This window comes from Burkholderia sp. BCC1988 (genome assembly GCF_905339895.1).
Taxonomy (GTDB): domain Bacteria; phylum Pseudomonadota; class Gammaproteobacteria; order Burkholderiales; family Burkholderiaceae; genus Burkholderia.
The window spans coordinates 1-19,539 of the sequence record NZ_CAJPHA010000016.1; the positions used below are offsets into that span (position 1 = coordinate 1).

Genomic DNA, 19,539 nt, shown 5'->3' on the forward strand with positions numbered 1-19,539 from the left:
CAAGCTGTAAGATTTCCGACGCGGGTCCGACAAAAGACCGCCGGCGCACTGCGTGCCCGGCGGTTTTCTTTTGTAACGGGCGGGCGGTCCGGGCGTCGAACGGCGCAGGATGGGTCGGGTCGAACGCTCATGAAGCGTGCGCGCCGCGCATGCAGGAGGAGCAGCACGATGTGGATCAAACACCCTTTGCGCACCGTACTGACCGGCGGTGACATCGCGCAGAGCCAGATTACGCCGCGCGCGGTGTTCGAGAACCGGCGGCGCGTCTTGCAGGCCGCCGGCCTGGCGGCGGCGGGCGGATTGCTCGGCGGCAGCGGCGCGGCGTTCGCCGCCTATGCGTCGCCCGACGCGCGGGCCGCGAAGCTCGTGGCGAAAACCAACCCGAAGTTCGTCGCGGCCGACCAGGTGACGCCGTTCAAGGACATCACGTCCTACAACAACTTCTACGAGTTCGGCACCGACAAGGGCGACCCGGCGCAAAACGCCGGCACGTTGCGGCCGCGCCCGTGGCGCGTGAGCGTCGAAGGCGAGGTGCTGCACCCGAAGGTGTTCGATCTCGACGAACTGCTGAAGCTCGCGCCGCTCGAAGAGCGCGTGTACCGGCTGCGTTGCGTCGAAGGCTGGTCGATGGTGGTCCCGTGGATCGGCGTGCCGCTGTCCGAGCTGATCAAGCGCGTGCAACCGACCGGCAACGCGAAGTACGTGCAGTTCGTCACGCTGGCCGATCCGTCGCAGATGCCGGGGCTGTCGACGCCGGTGCTCGACTGGCCGTACTCGGAAGGGCTGCGGATGGACGAGGCGATGAATCCGCTGACGCTGCTGACGATGGGCGTGTACGGCCAGGTGTTGCCGAACCAGAACGGCGCGCCGGTGCGGATCGTCGTGCCGTGGAAGTACGGCTTCAAGAGTGCGAAGTCGCTCGTGAAGATCCGCTTCGTCGGCAAGCAGCCGAAAACGAGCTGGAACACGTACGCGTCGAACGAATACGGCTTCTATTCGAACGTGAACCCGAACGTCGATCACCCGCGCTGGAGCCAGGCGACCGAGCGCCGGATCGGTGAGGACGGCTTCTTCACGCCGAAGCGCAAGACGCTGATGTTCAACGGCTACGGCGATCTCGTCGCGTCGATGTATCAGGGCATGGACCTGAAGAAGAACTTCTGAGTGCGCCGGTGAGAAACGACATGCCTCCTTCGACGCTGACGCCCGCGCGCGCGTCCGGCACGCGCACGGCTGCCGCCGGCAGTTCCCGGGGCGGCGCAGCGCGTGCTGCCGCGCCGCGCTGGCTTGCCCCCGCCAAGGTACTGGTTTTCGCGGCCGGACTCTATCCGCTCGCCCGTCTCGTGCTGTTCGGGCTGACCGACCGGCTCGGCGCGAACCCGATCGAATTCATCACGCGCTCGACGGGCCTCTGGACGCTGGTGATGCTCTGCCTCACGCTCGGCGTCACACCCCTTCGGCGCGTGACGGGCGTTTCAGCGTTGCTGCGCTTTCGCCGGATGATCGGCCTGTTCGCGTTCTTTTACGCGACGCTGCATTTCACGACGTATCTGTGGTTCGACAAGTGGTTCGACGTGCTCGCGATCCTGAAGGACGTCGGCAAGCGTCCGTTCATCACGGTCGGCTTCGCCGCGTTCGTGCTGCTGATTCCGCTGGCCGCGACCTCGCCGCGCGCGATGGTGCGCCGGCTCGGCCGTCACTGGGCGACGCTGCATCGCGCGATCTATGCGATCGCGCTGTTCGGCGTGCTGCATTTCTGGTGGATGAGGGCCGGCAAGCACAATCTCGCGCAGCCGAAGCTCTACGCGGTGATCGTTGCGGTGCTGCTCGGCTGGCGCCTGCTCGAATGGGGCTGGCGGCGCGTCCGCGCATGACGAGGCGGGCTCGGAAAAACAAAAGGCGATGACGGGCAGTCATCGCCTTGGTCGCGCAGGAAGCCGCGCGAGCGGCGGCGCACGCTTACTGCGTGGCGGCCGGGCCGGATGCCGGCGTCACGGCCTTCGATGCATCGCTCGACAGCTCCGGTGACAGCGTGAGCGGCGTGCCGGAAGAATCGGGAATGCTGTCGGACGACGCGTTTTCATCGGTCGGCGTGACGTCGGACGGCGCCGTGTCCTGCTGCTGGATGGGCTTCGCCGGCAACGGGGGCACGGTGGGCAGATAGAGCGGACCGCGTTGACCGCAGCCGGCAAGAATCGCCAAAGCCGCTACAATCGCGCTCATCCGGAAAACGACTCGCATGATCGTCCCTGAACAATTTAACCGATAGAGTTTAGCATGTCCGATACTGAATACCTGGCCCGCGCCGAGGCCGTGCTGGCGGCCGTCGAGCGTACCGTGGATGCCGCGAACGACGGCGATCACGACATCGATCTGGAGCGCAACGGCAGCGTGCTGACACTGACGTTCGAGAACGGCTCGAAGATCATCGTCAACCTCCAGCCGCCGATGAAGGAGCTGTGGATCGCCGCGAAGGCGGGCGGGTTCCATTACCGTTTCGTGGACGGCGAATGGCGCGATACGCGCACCGGCACCGAGTTCTTCGCGGCGCTTACCGAATACGCAACGCAGCAGGCCGGCCTGCCGATCACGTTCGGCGCGTAACGCGTCCGGCGCTTGCCTGGCCGGGCGGCCGATACGCCGGATCGAAGCACAAAGAAAAAGCGCCCCGCGGGGCGCTTTTTTCATGCCCGGGCCGTTCGTGTCAGTGGCCGCGGAACAGGTTCATGATGTCCTGCTTCTCCTGTTCGTCGACGTGCGGCACCGCTTCGTCGGTGCTCTGCACCGCCGGCGCCTGCGGCACGCCGACCGTCGACACGAAGCCGTGCCCCGGCGTGAAGTCGGTGAAGTACAACTCGCTGCCGAGTGCCTGGACGTCGTCCGGCATCGTGGGCTTGAACTCCGGCACGCCCTTCAGCGCCGCGCCCATATAGTCGATCCAGACCGGCAACGACAGGCCGCCGCCGGTTTCGCGATCGCCGAGGCTGCGCGGGTTGTCGTAACCGATCCACGCGATCGCCGCGAGCGTGTGCTGGTAGCCGGCGAACCACGCGTCGTGCGAGTCGTTCGTCGTGCCGGTCTTGCCTGCGAGGTCGGTGCGCTTCAGTACGTTGGTGCGCGCGCCCGTGCCGCGCTGCGCGACGCTCTGCAGCAGGCTGTTCATCACGTACGCGTTGCGCGCGTCGATCGCGCGCGGCGCGTTCTGCTCGGCGATGAGCGGCTGCGCGCGGGCGACGACCGCGCCGTTCGGATCGGTCACTTCGGCGATCAGGTACGGATTCACGCGGAAGCCGCCGTTCGCGAACACCGAGTACGCGCCGGCCATCTGCAGCGGCGTGACCTGGCCCGCGCCGAGCGCCATCGGCAGGTAGGCCGGATGGCGGTCGGCGTCGAAGCCGAAGCGCGTGATGTACTGCTGCGCGTACTTCGTGCCGATGTGGTTCAGGATCCGGATCGACACGAGGTTGCGCGAGCGCTGCAGCGCGGTGCGCATCGACATCGGGCCTTCGAAACCGCCGCCGTAGTTCTTCGGTTCCCACGGCTGGCCGCCGGTTTCCGCGGCGCTGAAATACAGCGGGCCGTCGTTGATCACCGTGGCCGGCCCGAGGCCCTTGTCGAGCGATGCCGAGTAGATGAACGGCTTGAACGACGAACCCGGTTGCCGCCACGCCTGCGTGACGTGGTTGAACTTGTTCTTGTTGTAGTCGAAGCCGCCGACCAGCGAGCGGATCGCGCCGTCCTGCGGAACGATCGAGATGAACGCGCCTTCGACCTGCGGCAACTGCGTGATCGACCACTTCCCGGCGTCGTTCTTCACGACCCGGACGATCGCGCCCGGGCGGATGCGGCGGTTCGGCTGCGCGCCGGCCGACAGCGCGCCCGACGCGAAGCGCAGGTTGTCGCCTTCGATCGTCGCGCTGCTGCCGTCGATGAAGGCGATGGTGATCTGGCGCGGGGTGGCCGCGGTGACGACCGCCGCGATCAGCTCGCCGTTGTCGGGGTGTTCGAGCAGCGCATCGTCGATCGCCTGCTCGCGATCGTCGGCGCCGGCCGGCAATTCGATGAAGCCTTCCGGCCCGCGATAGCCGTGGCGGCGCTCGTAATCCATGATGCCCTTGCGCAGCGAGGTGTAGGCAACCTGCTGGTCGGCGGAATCGATCGTCGTGACGACGTTGAAGCCGCGCGTATAGGTTTCCTCGCGGTACTGCGCGTACATCATTTGCCGGACCATTTCCGCGACGTACTCGGCGTGCACGCTGAACTCGCGGCCCGCACCCTTGACGGCGAGCGGCTGCGCGACGGCTTGGTCGTACTGCTCGCGCGTGATGAAGTTCAGCTCGAGCATCCGCTGCAGGATGTATTCCTGGCGCACCTTCGCGCGCTTCGGATTGACGACCGGGTTATACGCGGACGGCGCTTTCGGCAGCCCCGCGAGCATCGCCGCTTCGGCGAGCGTGATGTCCTTCAGGTCCTTGCCGAAATAGACCCGCGCGGCGCTCGCGAAGCCGTACGCACGCTGGCCGAGATAGATCTGATTCATGTAGACCTCGAGAATCTGATCCTTCGTCAGCGCGCGCTCGATCCGGTAGGCCAGCAGCATTTCGTAGATCTTGCGCGTGTAGGTCTTTTCGCTCGACAGGAAGAAGTTGCGCGCGACCTGCATCGTGATCGTGCTCGCGCCCTGCGACGCATGGCCATTCGTCAGTGCGACGAAGCCGGCGCGGGCGATGCCGGTGAGGTCGACGCCGCCGTGATCGTAGAAGCGTGCGTCCTCGATCGCGAGGATCGCCTTCTTGAGCGAGTCGGGCACGTCCTTGAAATGGACGATGTCGCGGCGTTCCTCGCCGAATTCGCCGATCAGCACGTGATCGGACGTATAGATGCGCAGCGGTACCTTCGGACGATAGTCGGTCAGCGCGTCGAGCGACGGCATGTTCGGCCACGCGACGACGAGCGCGTAGCCGAGCACGAGGCCGCCGGCCACGACGAGGGCCACGCATATCGCGGCGAGGCCGATCAGGACTTTCAGCCACCAGGACCGCTTCTTCGGCTCGGGCGCGGGAGGCGGGGACGTAGGGGACGTGGATTGCATAGGCATACCGGAAAACAGTCCCGCGATTATAGCTGCCCGGTAAGACCGGTCCTGACGCGGGGGGCGGCGGCCGGAAACCGGCTGATCGCGGTGCCGCCGGCATAGTGTCCGCGAGGTCGCCCCGTGCCACAACTGGCCGTCCGGCCGACTGTCGGGCACACGCGCCGCTTTGCAGAATCAGGCCTCGGAAACGCGGCGTGGGCCGCAACGATCGCGGGAGGCTGGGATGACAGGACGATGGGCGGCGCGGTTCGCGCCGGGCAGGCACCGTTCGACGGGCATCGACGTCGGGGCGGACGAGGTGAGGGTGGCCGTGCTGAGCCGGCGCGGGCGGGCCGTGGAGGTGCGGGTCGAAGGACTCGAGCGGGAGCCGGTCGGATTGCAGGACGGGCCGGAGGAGGCGCGCTGGGCCGCGGTCGCACGCGCGTTGGCGGCGGCCGTGTCGCGATTGTCGGCGGCGGGCGTGCGCTGCGACACGCGCGGCGTGATGGCGCTGCGCGACGACGAAATGCGGACCGCGACGCTCGATCTGGCCGGGCGCGACGACGTCGCGGACGCCGCCCGGCAGGCCGCTGAACGGATCTCGGGGCTGCCGCCCCACAGCCTCGCGTTCGACTGGCGGCAGGACGACGGCGCGTGCTCGGGCGAGATCGAGGTCGCCGTGGCGCCGCAGGCATTGCTCGAACGGCGGATCGACGTCGCCGCGCAGGCCGGCGTCGACCTGACGGCCGTCGACGGCGAGTCGGCCGCCGCGCTGCGCGCGTTGCGCTATGCCGCGCAGTTCGAACCCGATGCCCACGGCCCGTACGCCGCATTCTGGTTCTGCGACACGGGCGTGCGCGGCTGGCGGGTCGACGGTTCGATCGCCGTACCGGTGCTCGCGGTGTCCGGCGACGTGCAGGCGGCGTTCCCCGACGCATTGCGCCAGTGCGTGTTCGAGCCGGTGCGCTGCGTGCTCGTAGCCGGCGACGCGCGCAGCATCGCCCGCTGCGGTACGTCGGCCGCCGATATCGGCGATGCGCTCGGCGTGGCCGCGGTGCCGTTCGACTGCACCGGATGGGACGGGCTGCCGGGCGTGCCCGCCGGAACGCAGGGCGGTCCGGCGTTTGCCCTCGCGATCGGGCTGGCGCTGCGCGGGGTGTGGGAATGATGGCCGATGTGGGGTTCGGGCGAACTGCCGCCGGCCACGCCGTGCTCGGCGGCTTCAATTTGCTGCCGTACCGTGAGCGGCTGGCGCAGGCGTTGCGGCGGCGCCGTGCCGCGCAGTGCGGGGCGGCGATCGTGCTCGGCGTGCTCGGGGCCTGCGTTTGGACGGGGGCGGCGACGGCGTGGCGATGGCGCGTGGATGCGGAGCGTACGCGTGTGGAGGCGCGGCTGCGGCAATTGCAGCCACGGATCGATGCCGAACGGCGCGCCGCCGGCGTGGCCGCCGACCTCGCGCGACGCGATGCACGGGCGGCCGCGCTTGCCGCGCCTTGCCGGCGTGTCGCCGGGCTGCTCGCGACGCTGGCGCAGGTGCGCGACGACACCGTCCGGCTCGACGCATTGCGCACGACTGCGTCCGGCGCCGTGCTCGACGCGCGCACGACGAGTTACCGGGCGGCCGCGCGGTGGCTCGCACGGATTGCGGTCGAGCAGCGTGACTGGCGATTCGATGTCGGTGCGCTGACACCTGCTTCGGCCACGCCGGTCACGGGTTCGGCCGTGCCGTTCCGGTTTTCCGTGCAGGTGCGTTGGCACGACGCGCCGCCGCGGCAGAACGCAGCGGGAGGCGACGCATGACGGCGATCACGCATCGGTCCATGCCAGCCGGTGCCGGGCGGCGCGGCCGCATGGCGCGGATGTCGCCGGCCGCGGCGCATGCCATCGGCTGCGTGGCGGCATTCGCGTGCGTGACGATGGGCGGCATTCATCTGATGGATGCTGTCGACGCGAGCGGACTCGCACGCAGTCGCGCGTTGCTGGCAACGGCACAAGTGCGTGCCGCCGACGCACAGCGGCTGCTCGCGACCGCGCCACGGCGCAACCCGGGCCCAGCCGCCGGGCACGCCCCCAGCGTGCCGCGTGCATCGGGGTGGCCCGCACTGATGCTTGAGCTGGCGGACCTGGCCGGCGCGAGCGGACTGCGGATCGTGTCGATCGAGCCGCGGCGCACTGACGAAGCGGCCCCGGATGGCCGACGCACGGTGCGGATCGTCGCGGACGGCGGCTTTCCGGCGTTGCTGCGGCTGATCGGCGGGCTGGCGAGTTTTCCCGCGCTGGTGGTGCCGTCGAGGCTGCACATCGAGCGGAAACCGCCCGCGTTGCGGGTGGACATGACGATCGACGTGTTTCCGGCGCTGTCGGGGGCTCGTGTTCCCGATGGCACGGTGCGGCTGCTTGCCGGCGTGCCGAGCGACGATCCATTCGGCGGCGATGGCTTGCCAGCGCAGGCCGACGATGCGACGCCGCGCCTGGCCGGCACGATTCGCGACGTACGCGCCGGGCTCGCGCTGTTCGACGCGGGCGATGGCGCATTCGCGACCGTTGCGCCGGGCGAAGCGTTCGGGATGTCACGCGTGGTGAGCGTCGATGCCGGTGCGGTGACGCTTGCGACAGCTGATGGCGCGCGCCGGTTCGTCATGGATGACGGAGGTCGCCCATGACGAAGTACGGATGGCGGGCGATCGCATTCTGGGTCGGATCGGGCGTGGCCGCGGCACACGCGGCGCTGCCGCCGTTGCCCCTGTTGCCGCCTTTGCCGCCGGCCGGCTGGCCGATCGCATCGATGCAGGCGCATGCCCAGGACACACCGCTGCCGCAGGGTGCGCCCGACGGTGCGGACGGCGCGGACGGTGCAGCGCCCGCGCATGACGGCCGGCCGCCGTTCGATCACGCCGTGCGCGCGGCGCTTCAAGCGGACACAATCGCACCGGTGCCCCGGCTGGAAGGGCCGCCGATTCCATTGCCGCCGCCGACGCGCATGAGCGACGCCGCGGCCCGGCACCCCGGCGATGCGGATGACGCGCGGCGGATCTCGCTGAATCTGCAAGGCGCCGGGCTCGCCGCCGCGTTCGACGCGCTCGCGCGATTCACCGGGCTGAACATCATCGTCGGCGAGCAGGTGCGCGGCACCGTGACGTTACGTCTGAACAATGTCCGCTGGCGCGATGCGTTCGACACGTTGCTCGACACGCACGGGCTCGCGATGTCCCGGCGCGGCAACGTGATCTGGGTCACGCCGGCGGCCGAACTCGCCGCGCGCGAGCGCGAGCGCTTCGAAACGCACGCACGCGCGGCCGAGCTGGAGCCGCTCGCGAGCCGGACCTTCGCGCTGCATTACCCGCGCGCGCAGGACGTGCAGCGGCTGCTGGCCGGAGCGACCGGCCAGCGCCTGCTGTCGAAACGCGGTGCCGCGGCGGCCGATCCGCGCACGAACCTGTTGTTCGTCACCGATCTGGCGCCGCGCATCGCGCAGATCGCGGGCTTGATCGACGCGATCGACCGGCCATCGCGGCAGGTCCGGATCGAGGCGCGGATCGTAGAAGGCGAGCAGGGCTTCTCGCGCAACCTCGGCGCACGCGTCGCGCTGCGCGCGCAGGGACGGGCGCCCGCGGCCGACGGCGCGGCATTCGCGACGGACACGCGCAACGCGCTCGACCTGGCCGCACGACCGCTCGGCGGCTTCGAGGCGGCGACGGCCGGCTTCACGTTGTTCGCCGCGCCGCTCAGCCGCGTGCTCGACGTTGAATTGAGCGCGCTCGAGGCGCAGGGGCGGGGCCAGATCGTTTCCAGCCCCCGCGTGGTGACGGCCGACCGCGTGAAGGCGATCGTCGAACAGGGCTCGGAACTGCCGTACCAGGCGAAGGTCGGCAACGGCGTGAGCGGCGTGCAGTTCCGCCGCGCGACGCTGAAGCTCGAGGTCGAGCCGCAGATCACCCCCGACGGGCGCGTCGTGCTGGACCTGGACGTGACGAAGGACAGCATCGGCGAGCCGACGGCGGCCGGCCCGGCGATTCATACGAAGCACGTCCAGACACGCGTCGAGGTCGAGGACGGCGGAACGGTCGCGATCGGCGGGATTTACGAGCAGTTGAACCGGGACGATGTGACGCGGGTGCCGCTCTTGGGCAAAATACCGGTACTGGGCGCGCTTTTCCGGCACCGCGCACGGCGCGACCAGCGCAGCGAATTGGTCGTCTTCATCACGCCGACGGTCGTCGGCGCGCGTTGCGAAACGGCCGGCGCGGGCGACGCGGATGCGCGAAAAACGGGGCCGGAAGTCGGCGGCGCAGGCTCGACAAGGCAGCCGCTTTGCCAGTAAGCTGCGCCACACACCAGCAAGATTCAAGCAGAGGAAGCCGTTGCAAGCGCGGGACCCACACGCAAACGTATTTTTCGTCGGCCTTATGGGAGCGGGTAAGACCACCGTGGGCCGTGCGGTCGCGCGCCGGCTCGACAGGACGTTCTTCGACTCCGACCACGAAATCGAGGCCCGCACGGGTGCGCGCATTCCGGTGATCTTCGAGATGGAGGGCGAGGCCGGGTTTCGCGACCGCGAATCGCAGGTGATCGCCGATCTCACGCAGCGCGAGAACATCGTGCTCGCGACGGGCGGCGGCGCGGTGCTGCGGCCCGAGAATCGCGACTGCCTGAAAAGCAGCGGCATCGTCATCTATCTGCGCGCCAATCCGCACGATCTGTGGCTGCGCACCCGCAAGGACAAGAACCGCCCGCTGTTGCAGACCGACGATCCGAAGGCGCGTCTCGAAGCGCTCTACGAAGTGCGCGACCCGCTGTACCGCGAATGCGCGGACTTCATCATCGAGACCGGCCGCCCGTCGGTCAACGGCCTCGTCAACATGGTGCTGATGCAACTCGAACTGGCAGGCGTCATCGCCAAGCCGCTACAAGCATGATTACCGTCAACGTCGATCTGGGCGAGCGCGCCTACCCGATTCACATTGGTGCCGGCCTGATCGGCCGCACCGAGCTGTTCGCCCCTCACATCACCGGTTCGTCGGTCACGATCGTCACGAACACGACGGTCGATCCGCTCTACGGCGACGTGCTGCGCGCGGCGCTCGCGCCGCTCGGCAAGCGCGTGTCGACGGTCGTGCTGCCGGACGGCGAGGCCTACAAGAACTGGGAAACGCTGAACCTGATCTTCGACGGCCTGCTGACCGAGCGCGCCGACCGCAAGACGACGCTCGTCGCACTCGGCGGCGGCGTGATCGGCGACATGACCGGCTTCGCCGCCGCGTGCTACATGCGCGGCGTGCCGTTCATCCAGGTGCCGACGACGCTGCTGTCGCAAGTCGATTCGTCGGTCGGCGGCAAGACGGGCATCAACCACCCGCTCGGCAAGAACATGATCGGCGCGTTCTGCCAGCCGCAGGCCGTGGTCGCCGATATCGGCGCGCTGACCACGTTGCCCGATCGCGAGCTGGCGGCCGGCGTGGCCGAGGTCATCAAGACGGGCGCGATCGCCGATGCGGCATTCTTCGACTGGATCGAGGCGAACGTCGAGGCGCTGAACCGCCGCGAGCCGGCCGCGCTCGCGCATGCGGTGAAGCGCTCGTGCGAGATCAAGGCGAGCGTGGTCGCAGCCGACGAACGCGAAGGCGGGCTGCGTGCGATCCTGAATTTCGGCCATACGTTCGGCCATGCGATCGAGGCCGGGCTCGGTTATGGCGAGTGGCTGCACGGCGAAGCGGTCGGCTGCGGGATGGTGATGGCGGGCGACCTGTCGGTGCGGCTCGGCCTGCTCGACGAAGCGTCGCGGCAGCGGCTCGACGCGGTGATCGCCGCCGCACATCTGCCGGTGCGCGGGCCGGCACTCGGCGATGCGCGCTACATGGACCTGATGCGCGTCGACAAGAAGGCCGAAGCCGGTGCGATCAAGTTCATCCTGCTGAAGCGATTCGGCGATACGCTGATCACCCAGGCGCCCGACGAAGCCGTGTTCGCTACCCTGGCGCAGACGACCCGGTAACGGCGCCCCGGATGCCCCGGCGCCCCTGACATGGAGGAGACGTGAGCGAGACATCCAGCAGCAAACCGACCCGAGCCGGCCGCGCATCCGTCGCGGCGCTGGCCGAGCCGCCGACGCTGGCGGCGCTGGAAGCCCATCTCGCTCCGTATGCCGCCCACGCGTCGCAGTCGCGCGGCCGCCGCCATCAGGAAACCCCGCCGGCGGCGCGCACCGAATTCCAGCGCGACCGCGACCGCATCGTTCATTCGACCGCGTTCCGCCGGCTCGAATACAAGACGCAGGTCTTCGTCAATCACGAAGGCGACCTGTTTCGCACCCGCCTCACGCACAGCCTCGAAGTCGCGCAGATCGCGCGTTCGGTCGCGCGCAACCTGCGCCTGAACGAGGATCTCGTCGAAGCGATCTCGCTCGCGCACGATCTCGGTCATACGCCGTTCGGCCATGCCGGGCAGGACGCGCTGAATGCGTGCATGCGCGAGCACGGCGGCTTCGAGCACAACCTGCAGAGCCTGGCGGTGGTCGACGAACTCGAGGAGCACTACGGCGCGTTCAATGGCCTGAACCTGTGCTTCGAGACGCGCGAAGGCATCCTCAAGCACTGTTCGCGCGAGAACGCCCGCAAGCTCGGCGCACTCGGCGAGCGTTTCCTGCAAGGCCGCCAGCCGTCGCTGGAAGCGCAGCTCGCGAACATCGCGGACGAAATCGCGTACAACAACCACGACGTCGACGACGGCCTGCGCTCCGGCCTGATCACGATCGAGCAGCTCGCCGAAGTCGAGCTGTGGCAGCGCCACTACGACGCGGCGCTCGCCGAATTCCCGCATCTCGAAGGCCGCCGCCTCGTGCACGAGACGGTGCGCCGCATCATCAACACGCTGATCGTCGACCTGATCGACGAGACCACGCGCAATCTCGCGCGTGTCGCGCCCGCGTCGCTCGACGACGTGCGCGCCGCGCCGCCGCTCGTCGCGCACAGCGAGCCGATCGCCGCGCAGGCGGCGGCCCTCAAGCGTTTCCTGTTCAAGAACCTGTATCGCCACTACAAGGTGATGCGCATGGCGAACAAGGCGCAGCGCGTCGTCACCGGGCTGTTCGACGCGTTCATCGACGATCCGCGCCTGCTGCCGCCGCCGTACCAGTCGGACGACGAAGCGCAGCAGCCGCGCCTCGTCGCGCACTACATCGCCGGCATGACCGACCGCTTCGCGCTGAAGGAATACCAGCGCCTGTTCGTCATCAACGACAACTGACTGTCACAAACGATCACTAGACTTCGCCGGTTCAATGGCGACGGGAATGTTGCACACGCTGTTGGTAACGTTTTCACAGGAGAGAGATCGATGAAGAAGAAGCCCGCGGGGACAATGGTTCGCTCGATCGCGCTGGGCGGCGCGCTCATGTTCGGTGTGCAGCATGCGGCGTTCGCCGCGACGGAGATCCAGTTCTGGCATGCGATGGAGTCGGCGCTCGGTGAGCGCGTCAACGAGCTCGCCACGCAGTTCAACGCATCGCAGAGCGACTACAAGATCGTGCCGGTCTTCAAGGGCACGTACGACCAGGCACTCGCGGCGGGCATCGCCGCCTATCGTAGCGGCAACGCGCCGGCGATCCTCCAGGTCTATGAAGTCGGCACCGCGACGATGATGCAGGCGAAGAAGGCCGTCGTGCCGGTCTACGACGTGTTCAAGCAGGCCGGCGTGCCGCTCGACGAAAAGGCGTTCGTACCGACCATCGCGAGCTACTACAGCGACGCGAAGACGGGCCATCTCGTGTCGATGCCGTTCAACAGCTCGACGCCGGTGCTGTACTACAACAAGGACGCGTTCAAGAAGGCCGGGCTCGACCCGAACCAGCCGCCGAAGACGTGGGCCGACGTGCAGGCCGCCGCGGAGAAGCTGCGCAAATCCGGGATGACGTGCGGCTTCACGACCGGCTGGCAGGGCTGGATCCAGCTCGAGAACTACAGCGCGTGGCATGCGCTGCCGTTCGCAAGCCGCAACAACGGCTTCGACGGCGCCGACGCGGCGCTCGAATTCAACAAGCCGCAGCAGGTCGCGCACATCGCGTTCCTGCAACAGATGCAGAAGGACGGCACGTTCACGTACGCGGGCCGCAAGGACGAGGCATCGGCGAAGTTCTACAGCGGCGACTGCGGGATCCTGACGACGTCGTCGGGCGCGCTCGCGAACGTGCAGAAGTTCGCGAAGTTCAGCTACGGCACCGGCATGATGCCGTACGACGCGAACGTGAAGGGCGCGCCGCAGAACGCGATCATCGGCGGCGCGAGCCTGTGGGTGCTGGCCGGCAAGGATCCGGCGACCTACAAGGGCGTCGCGAAGTTCCTCGCATTCCTGGCCTCGCCGCCGATCGCCGCGAAGTGGCACCAGGAAACCGGCTACCTGCCGGTCACGACGGCCGCGTACGAACTCACGCGCCAGCAGGGCTTCTATGCGAAGAACCCGAGCGCGGAAACCGCGATCAAGCAGATGATGAACAAGCCGCCGCTGCCGTATACGAAGGGGCTGCGCCTCGGCAACATGCCGCAGATCCGCACGGTCGTCGACGAAGAGCTGGAGCAGGTCTGGGCGGAGAAGAAGTCGCCGAAGGAGGCGCTCGACTCGGCGGCCTCGCGTGGCGACGAGCTGCTGCGCCGCTTCGAGAAGTCGGGCGGCTGAGCCTGCATCGCGTTCGTGCCGCCGGCCGCCGCATCGCGTATGCGCGCGTGCGGGCCGGCGGCACGGTTCCCTTCCCGTTTCGCCTCCGGACACCCGCGATGCAATCCCGTTCCCGTTTCGGCGCGAGCCTGCTGCCGTACCTGCTGATCGCGCCGCAGCTCGCGATCACCGCCGTGTTCTTCCTGTGGCCGGCCGGCGTCGCGCTGTGGCAGTCGACGCAGATGCAGGACGCGTTCGGCACGTCGAGTGAATTCGTCGGTTTCGCGAACTTCACGCACCTGTTCGCCGACCCGCTGTACCTCGACTCGTTCCGCACGACGCTGGTGTTCAGCTCGCTCGTCACGGTCAGCGGGCTCGTCGTGTCGCTGCTGCTCGCCGCCTGCGCCGACCGCGTGATCCGCGGCGCGCGCGTATACCGCACGCTGCTGATCTGGCCGTATGCGGTCGCGCCGACGATCGCGGCCGTGCTGTGGGCGTTCCTGTTCAACCCGAGCATCGGCCTCGTCACCTATGCGCTCGCGAAGGGCGGCATCGTGTGGAATCACGCGCTGAACGGCGGCCAGGCGATGTTCCTCGTCGTGCTCGCGTCGGTATGGAAGCAGGTGAGCTACAACTTCCTGTTCTTCTACGCAGGGCTGCAGGCGATTCCGCGCTCGCTGATCGAGGCGGCGGCGATCGACGGTGCCGGGCCGGTGCGGCGTTTCTTCCACATCGTGCTGCCGTTGCTGTCGCCGACGAGCTTCTTCCTGCTGGTCGTGAACCTCGTCTACGCGTTCTTCGACACCTTCCCGGTGATCGACGCGGCCACCGCCGGCGGCCCCGCGCAGAGCACGAAGACGCTGATCTACAAGATCTTCACGGAAGGCTTCCAGGGGCTCGACATCGGCAGCTCGGGTGCGCAGTCGGTCGTGCTGATGATCATCGTCGTCGGCCTGACGGTGATCCAGTTCCGCTTCGTCGAACGCAGGGTGCAATACGCATGATCGAAAATCGCAAGGGCTTCGACCTGTTTTGCCACGCGGTGCTGATCGCGGGCGTCGTGCTGATCGTGTTCCCCGTGTACGTCGCGTTCTGCGCGGCGACCATGAACGCGCAGGAAGTGTTCACGATCCCGCTGTCGCTGGTGCCGAGCACGCACCTGCTGGAGAACGTCGCCTATATCTGGGGGCACGGCAGCGGCGGCACGACGGCGCCGTTCGGCCGGCTGCTCGTCAACAGCTTCGTGATGGCGCTCGCGATCGCGGTCGGCAAGATCGCGGTGTCGATCCTGTCCGCGTACGCGATCGTCTACTTCCGCTTCCCGTTCCGCAACACGGCGTTCTGGCTGATCTTCATCACGCTGATGCTGCCGGTCGAGGTGCGGATCTTCCCGACCGTGCAGGTCGTGTCGACGCTCCACATGACGAACACCTACGCAGGGCTCTCGCTGCCGCTGATCGCATCGGCGACCGCGACGTTCCTGTTCCGCCAGTTCTTCATGACGCTGCCCGACGAGCTGATGGACGCCGCGCGCATCGACGGCGCGGGGCCGCTGCGCTTCTTCCGGGACGTCGTGCTGCCGCTGTCGAAGACGAGCATCGCGGCGCTGTTCGTGATCACGTTCATCTACGGCTGGAACCAGTATCTGTGGCCGATCCTGATCACGACGGAGGCGTCGCTGTCGACGGCGGTGGTGGGCATCAAGACGATGATCGCGAGCGGCGACGCCGCGACCGAATGGCAATACGTAATGGCGGCGACGCTGCTGGCAATGATTCCGCCGCTCGTCGTCGTGCTGGCGATGCAGCGCTGGTTCGTGCGCGGCCTCGTCGATTCCGAAAAATAACTGACGTAACCGGGAGAAGGACAAGGTATGGCTGCGCTGAGCTTGAAGGGCGTCAGGAAATCCTACGACGGCAAGCAGCACGTGCTGCATGGCATCGACGTGGAGATCGCCGACGGCGAATTCATCGTGCTGGTCGGCCCGTCGGGCTGCGGCAAGTCGACGCTGCTGCGGATGATCGCGGGGCTCGAGACGGTGACGGACGGCGAGATCGCGATCGGCGAGCGCGTGGTGAATGCGCTGGAGCCGAAGGATCGCGACATCGCGATGGTGTTCCAGAACTACGCGCTGTATCCGCACATGACGGTCGCGCAGAACATGGGCTACGGGCTGAAGATCCGCGGCATCGAGCGCGCGACGATCGACGCGCGGGTCGCTGCCGCCGCGAAGATCCTCGAGCTCGAGCCGCTGCTCGCGCGGCGGCCGCGCGAACTGTCGGGCGGCCAGCGACAGCGCGTCGCGATGGGGCGCGCGATCGTGCGCGAGCCGTCGGTATTCCTGTTCGACGAGCCGCTGTCGAACCTCGACGCGAAGCTGCGCGTGCAGATGCGGCTCGAGATCCAGCGGCTGCATGCGCGGCTCGCGACCACGAGCGTGTACGTGACGCACGACCAGATCGAGGCGATGACGCTCGCGCAGCGCGTGATCGTGATGAACCGCGGCTATGCGGAGCAGATCGGCGCGCCGGTCGACGTGTACGAGAAGCCGGCGACGGTGTTCGTCGCGGGCTTCATCGGCTCGCCGGCGATGAACCTGATGCACGGCCGGCTGTCGGAGGATGGCGCGACGTTTACGGTCGCGGGCGGCGGCCCGGCGCTGCCGGTCGCCGGCGCGCCCGGCATCGGCACCGCGATCGCCACCGGGCGCGACTGGGTGCTCGGCGTGCGGCCGGAGCACATGACGCCGCAGCCGGGTGTCGCGCAGGCGACGCTGCCGGTCGACTCGTGCGAGCTGCTCGGCGCGGACAACCTCGCGCACGGCCGCTGGGGCAACCACGACGTCGCGGTGCGGCTGCCGCACGCGGATCGTCCCGCGCGCGGCACGGCGCTGGGTGCCGCGCTGCCCGCGCACCGGCTGCATTTCTTCGATCCCGAGACCGGCAAGCGGGCCGGCTGAACCTGACGAACCCGTTGCGAGGCGCATGATGACTTCCCGAACCGACTGGCCCTATCCGCGCGTCGTCGCCCATCGCGGCGGCGGCACGCTCGCACCGGAGAACACGCTCGCCGCGTTCGACGAGGGCGCGCGGCGCGGTCACCGGATGGTCGAGTTCGACGCGAAGCTGTCCGCCGACGACGTGACGTTCCTCCTGCACGACGACACGGTCGACCGCACGTCGAACGGCCGCGGCCCGGCGGCGGGCATGCGTTATGCGGCGCTGGCCGCGCTCGACGCCGGTGCCTGGTTCGACGCGCGTTTCGCGGGCGAGCGGATGCCGACGCTCGAGGCGGCGGCGGCGCGCTGCGTCGCGCACGGGCTGGCGGCGAACGTCGAGATCAAGCCGTGCCCGGGCCGCGAGCGCGACACGGGGCAGCGGGTCGCAGCGGATGCGGCCGCGTACTGGCATGGCGCGGCGGTGCCGCCGCTCTTGTCGTCGTTCTCGTTCGAGGCGCTGCAACAGGCGCGCGCGAGCGCACCGGCGCTGCCGCGCGGGATGCTGTACGAGGCGGTACCGGACGACTGGCACGCGCAGGTCGTCGGTGCGCTCGGCTGCGTATCGTTGCACGCAAGCCACAAGGAGCTCGACGAACCGCTCGTGCGCGCGATCAAGACGGCGGGCCTGCGGATCCTGGTGTACACGGTCAACGACCTCGCCCGGGCGCGCGAACTCGCGCGCTGGGGCGTCGATGCGGTCTGCACGGACCGGATCGACCTGATCGCCGCCGATGCGCTGGACGACATCGCGTAGCGACCGGTCCCGCGCGATGCTGGTCGCGGGAAAACCCTGAGGCAAAAAAACGACGCCCCGGCGGGTTTCCGCCGGGGCGTTTTCCATCGTGGAGACGTTACGTCACGAAAAATCGGCTACAAATTGCAGCAGGATTAACCATTCCCCAAATATTCGACTACGCTTAGAAGCGGTAGCCGATGTTCAGGTACGTGACGATCGGATTGAGCGAGATCTTCGCTTTCGACGTTTCGGTCAGGGTGCCGACCGGCGTCCGGCGGGCCGTCGTGAAGGTCGCGGTGACGCTGATCGGGATGTACGAGATCGACAGGCCGCCGAACCAGTGTTTCGTGAAGTTGTACGTGAAGCCGGCGTTGAACACGGGCGCCCACTGGTTGCTGGTCGTCGCGCTGGTCGGGCCGCCGAGCACGCCGTTCTCGAAGCTGCTGTTCGTGATCTTTGCGCCGGTGAACCACGTATATGTCGCGCCGACGCCGACATACGGACGGAACTTCGCGTTGGCGTCGTTGAAGTGGTAGCGCAGCAACACGGCGGGGCTCCACTGGTACGCACGGCCGAGTACGCCGAAGTTTTCGAACCGACCCTTGCCGGTAATGTCGAACTTCGGCGGTATCCCCATCACGAGCTCGGTGGAGATATGGTCGGTGACGAAGTAGCCCGCTGCGAGACCGAGCGTATCGGCGTCGTTGATGCCGGCGCCGGTGTTGGGAATCGATTGGTTGATGGGCGTGCCGCCGACGCCGTAGACGAACAGCGGGTCGCTGCTGTCCTGCGGCGAAAAGTGCAGCCAGCCGGTGCTGACGTAGAAATCACCTGCGGATTGTGCGTGTGCCGTACCGCCCGCGAATGCGAGCGCCACGGCCCCCGTAATGGCCAGTTTTCGTTTCATTGTGTCTCCTCCGATCAAAGGCGTGCTCATTATGACGACTGCGTTTAAAACCAAACAAGCTCGCAAGTTAGAGCTTTCTCCCTAGGATTCGCACGACCGTACGCTTCCGCGCCCCGCCAGGACAGGCATTCTACGCAGGTGCGCATTTTCGGACCTTCGGGTATTTCCTAACGCGTTCAAACGGACATTCAGCATGGCACGGTTAGCACGACTCTACGTTCCCGACCAGCCGCAGCACGTGATACTGCGCGGCCTGGATCAGCAACCCGCGTTTGTCGACGACCAGGACTACGAACTCTTCATCGATTGTCTGAAGGCCGCGGCACGCGATCACCATCTTTCGGTGCATGCCTACGTGCTGCTGCCGCGTCAGGTGCAGCTCCTCGTGACGCCGAGCGACGAGGCGAGCCTGCCGAAGGCGATGCAGGCGGTCGGCCGCCGCTACGTCGCGCATTTCAACCGGCGCTATTCGCGGCGCGGCACCCTGTGGGAAGGCCGCTATCGCGCGACCGTGATCGAAGGCGAGCGCTATTTCCTGCTCGCGAGCCGCGTGGTCGAGATGAGCCCGGTGCGCGCGCAGCTGGTCGCGACGCCCGACGCCTATCGCTGGTCGAGCTACCGGCACCACGTCGGGCTCACCGTCGACAGCCTGATCACCGACCATCCGCTCTACTGGGCGCTCGGCAACACGCCGTTCGACCGTCAGCGCGCGTACAAGGAGCTGTGCGAGCAGCCGCTCGACGAGCGGCAGGCCGATCAGCTCCAGCAGGCGACGCTGAAGGGCTGGGTGCTCGGCGGCGAGAACTACCGCGAGTGGGCGGCGCGCACGGCGAACCGCCGCGTGTCGCCGCTGCCGCGCGGACGCCCCAGAAAGGTGCGTGAAAACACGCCGCCGATCCAGCAGTAATGCGGGAAAGGCGGATCACGAGGCGGCGCTGCGGGCGCCGCTTCTTTTTGCACCAAAACGATACGGCCCCAATAAAAAGGCACCAGATTCGAGCATTGGTTTAAATGGGGTTCGATCAAGCGGTTTTTGTTGCTATTCCTTTGATTCGTCGCGTATATTCCGAATTCCGGTGGCCCGGGTGAAGCTCGCCCAACCACTGTCGGCCGTGCCGTCTCCCGTCGGGAGCGGGATCGACGGCAACAAAAAAATGGTTCAACGGCCCTCGAGGCCC

General features: G+C 67.8%; 19 protein-coding genes. 16 read left to right on the forward strand and 3 right to left on the reverse strand.

Annotated elements, in window-relative coordinates:
* Positions 1 to 168 precede the first annotated feature (168 nt).
* Together msrP and msrQ are read left to right on the forward strand one after the other, a co-directional pair.
* Positions 169 to 1,164 (forward strand): protein-methionine-sulfoxide reductase catalytic subunit MsrP, encoded by a 996-nt coding sequence (msrP, locus tag U4012_RS22360; protein WP_321801586.1) that lies wholly within the window; start codon positions 169 to 171, stop codon positions 1,162 to 1,164.
* A gap of 20 nt (positions 1,165 to 1,184) precedes the next feature.
* Entirely contained in the window at positions 1,185 to 1,874 is a 690-nt protein-coding gene (gene msrQ, locus U4012_RS22365; protein WP_321801588.1) for a protein-methionine-sulfoxide reductase heme-binding subunit MsrQ, read from the forward strand.
* Between the two features lie 85 nt (positions 1,875 to 1,959).
* Here msrQ and lptM read toward each other — a convergent pair whose 3' ends face one another.
* Positions 1,960 to 2,241, reverse strand: coding sequence for an LPS translocon maturation chaperone LptM (gene lptM / locus U4012_RS22370; protein ID WP_124522252.1), 282 nt, complete (start codon positions 2,239 to 2,241; stop codon positions 1,960 to 1,962).
* Positions 2,242 to 2,277: 36 nt separating this feature from the next.
* On the opposite strand from lptM, the gene cyaY reads away from it, so the two are divergent.
* On the forward strand, positions 2,278 to 2,604 hold the full coding sequence (cyaY, locus tag U4012_RS22375; protein WP_124487840.1) for an iron donor protein CyaY: 327 nt from the start codon (positions 2,278 to 2,280) through the stop codon (positions 2,602 to 2,604).
* Positions 2,605 to 2,704: 100 nt separating this feature from the next.
* On the opposite strand, the gene U4012_RS22380 is transcribed toward cyaY, so the two are convergent.
* A complete protein-coding gene (locus U4012_RS22380) occupies positions 2,705 to 5,092 on the reverse strand; it encodes a penicillin-binding protein 1A (RefSeq protein WP_321801592.1) in 2,388 nt (795 codons plus the stop codon).
* Between the two features lie 226 nt (positions 5,093 to 5,318).
* Here U4012_RS22380 and U4012_RS22385 point away from each other — a divergent pair, with 226 nt between their 5' ends.
* From U4012_RS22385 to ugpQ, 12 genes are all read left to right on the forward strand, one after another.
* Positions 5,319 to 6,242: a hypothetical protein gene (locus tag U4012_RS22385; RefSeq protein ID WP_044845986.1), complete on the forward strand. Its 924-nt coding sequence runs from the start codon at positions 5,319 to 5,321 to the stop codon at positions 6,240 to 6,242.
* Positions 6,239 to 6,874, forward strand: a complete 636-nt coding sequence (locus U4012_RS22390) for a fimbrial protein (protein WP_321801596.1) — start codon at positions 6,239 to 6,241, stop codon at positions 6,872 to 6,874. The genes U4012_RS22385 and U4012_RS22390 overlap by 4 nt, the downstream gene beginning before the upstream one ends.
* A complete protein-coding gene (locus U4012_RS22395; protein WP_321801598.1) occupies positions 6,871 to 7,737 on the forward strand; it encodes a pilus assembly protein in 867 nt (288 codons plus the stop codon). The genes U4012_RS22390 and U4012_RS22395 overlap by 4 nt, the downstream gene beginning before the upstream one ends.
* The gene (locus U4012_RS22400; RefSeq protein ID WP_321801600.1) at positions 7,734 to 9,395 is read left to right on the forward strand and encodes a type IV pilus secretin PilQ; all 1,662 of its coding nucleotides are present in this window, start codon (positions 7,734 to 7,736) and stop codon (positions 9,393 to 9,395) included. Before U4012_RS22395 ends, U4012_RS22400 begins: the two co-directional genes overlap by 4 nt.
* A 40-nt stretch (positions 9,396 to 9,435) precedes the next feature.
* Complete coding sequence (locus U4012_RS22405) at positions 9,436 to 9,990, forward strand: shikimate kinase (RefSeq protein ID WP_082088580.1); 555 nt, start codon at positions 9,436 to 9,438, stop codon at positions 9,988 to 9,990.
* Positions 9,987 to 11,066 carry a 3-dehydroquinate synthase gene (gene aroB, locus U4012_RS22410; protein ID WP_321801602.1) on the forward strand — a complete coding sequence of 360 codons (1,080 nt, stop codon included), beginning with the start codon at positions 9,987 to 9,989 and terminating at the stop codon, positions 11,064 to 11,066. Before U4012_RS22405 ends, aroB begins: the two co-directional genes overlap by 4 nt.
* A gap of 41 nt (positions 11,067 to 11,107) precedes the next feature.
* Complete coding sequence (locus U4012_RS22415; RefSeq protein ID WP_321801604.1) at positions 11,108 to 12,316, forward strand: deoxyguanosinetriphosphate triphosphohydrolase; 1,209 nt, start codon at positions 11,108 to 11,110, stop codon at positions 12,314 to 12,316.
* Positions 12,317 to 12,406: 90 nt separating this feature from the next.
* Positions 12,407 to 13,741: a sn-glycerol-3-phosphate ABC transporter substrate-binding protein UgpB gene (ugpB, locus tag U4012_RS22420; protein ID WP_044845979.1), complete on the forward strand. Its 1,335-nt coding sequence runs from the start codon at positions 12,407 to 12,409 to the stop codon at positions 13,739 to 13,741.
* Positions 13,742 to 13,839: 98 nt separating this feature from the next.
* Positions 13,840 to 14,724: a sn-glycerol-3-phosphate ABC transporter permease UgpA gene (gene ugpA, locus U4012_RS22425; RefSeq protein ID WP_044845978.1), complete on the forward strand. Its 885-nt coding sequence runs from the start codon at positions 13,840 to 13,842 to the stop codon at positions 14,722 to 14,724.
* Positions 14,721 to 15,566 carry a sn-glycerol-3-phosphate ABC transporter permease UgpE gene (gene ugpE / locus U4012_RS22430; protein ID WP_044845977.1) on the forward strand — a complete coding sequence of 282 codons (846 nt, stop codon included), beginning with the start codon at positions 14,721 to 14,723 and terminating at the stop codon, positions 15,564 to 15,566. Before ugpA ends, ugpE begins: the two co-directional genes overlap by 4 nt.
* A gap of 27 nt (positions 15,567 to 15,593) precedes the next feature.
* Positions 15,594 to 16,679 carry a sn-glycerol-3-phosphate import ATP-binding protein UgpC gene (locus tag U4012_RS22435; RefSeq protein WP_124487847.1) on the forward strand — a complete coding sequence of 362 codons (1,086 nt, stop codon included), beginning with the start codon at positions 15,594 to 15,596 and terminating at the stop codon, positions 16,677 to 16,679.
* Positions 16,680 to 16,707: 28 nt separating this feature from the next.
* Positions 16,708 to 17,472 (forward strand): glycerophosphodiester phosphodiesterase, encoded by a 765-nt coding sequence (ugpQ, locus tag U4012_RS22440; protein WP_321801836.1) that lies wholly within the window; start codon positions 16,708 to 16,710, stop codon positions 17,470 to 17,472.
* Positions 17,473 to 17,635: 163 nt separating this feature from the next.
* Here ugpQ and U4012_RS22445 read toward each other — a convergent pair whose 3' ends face one another.
* A complete protein-coding gene (locus U4012_RS22445) occupies positions 17,636 to 18,361 on the reverse strand; it encodes an OmpW/AlkL family protein (protein WP_044845975.1) in 726 nt (241 codons plus the stop codon).
* A 193-nt stretch (positions 18,362 to 18,554) separates the two neighbouring features.
* On the opposite strand from U4012_RS22445, the gene U4012_RS22450 reads away from it, so the two are divergent.
* Positions 18,555 to 19,268 (forward strand): transposase, encoded by a 714-nt coding sequence (locus tag U4012_RS22450; protein ID WP_006752972.1) that lies wholly within the window; start codon positions 18,555 to 18,557, stop codon positions 19,266 to 19,268.
* Positions 19,269 to 19,539: the final 271 nt, after the last annotated feature.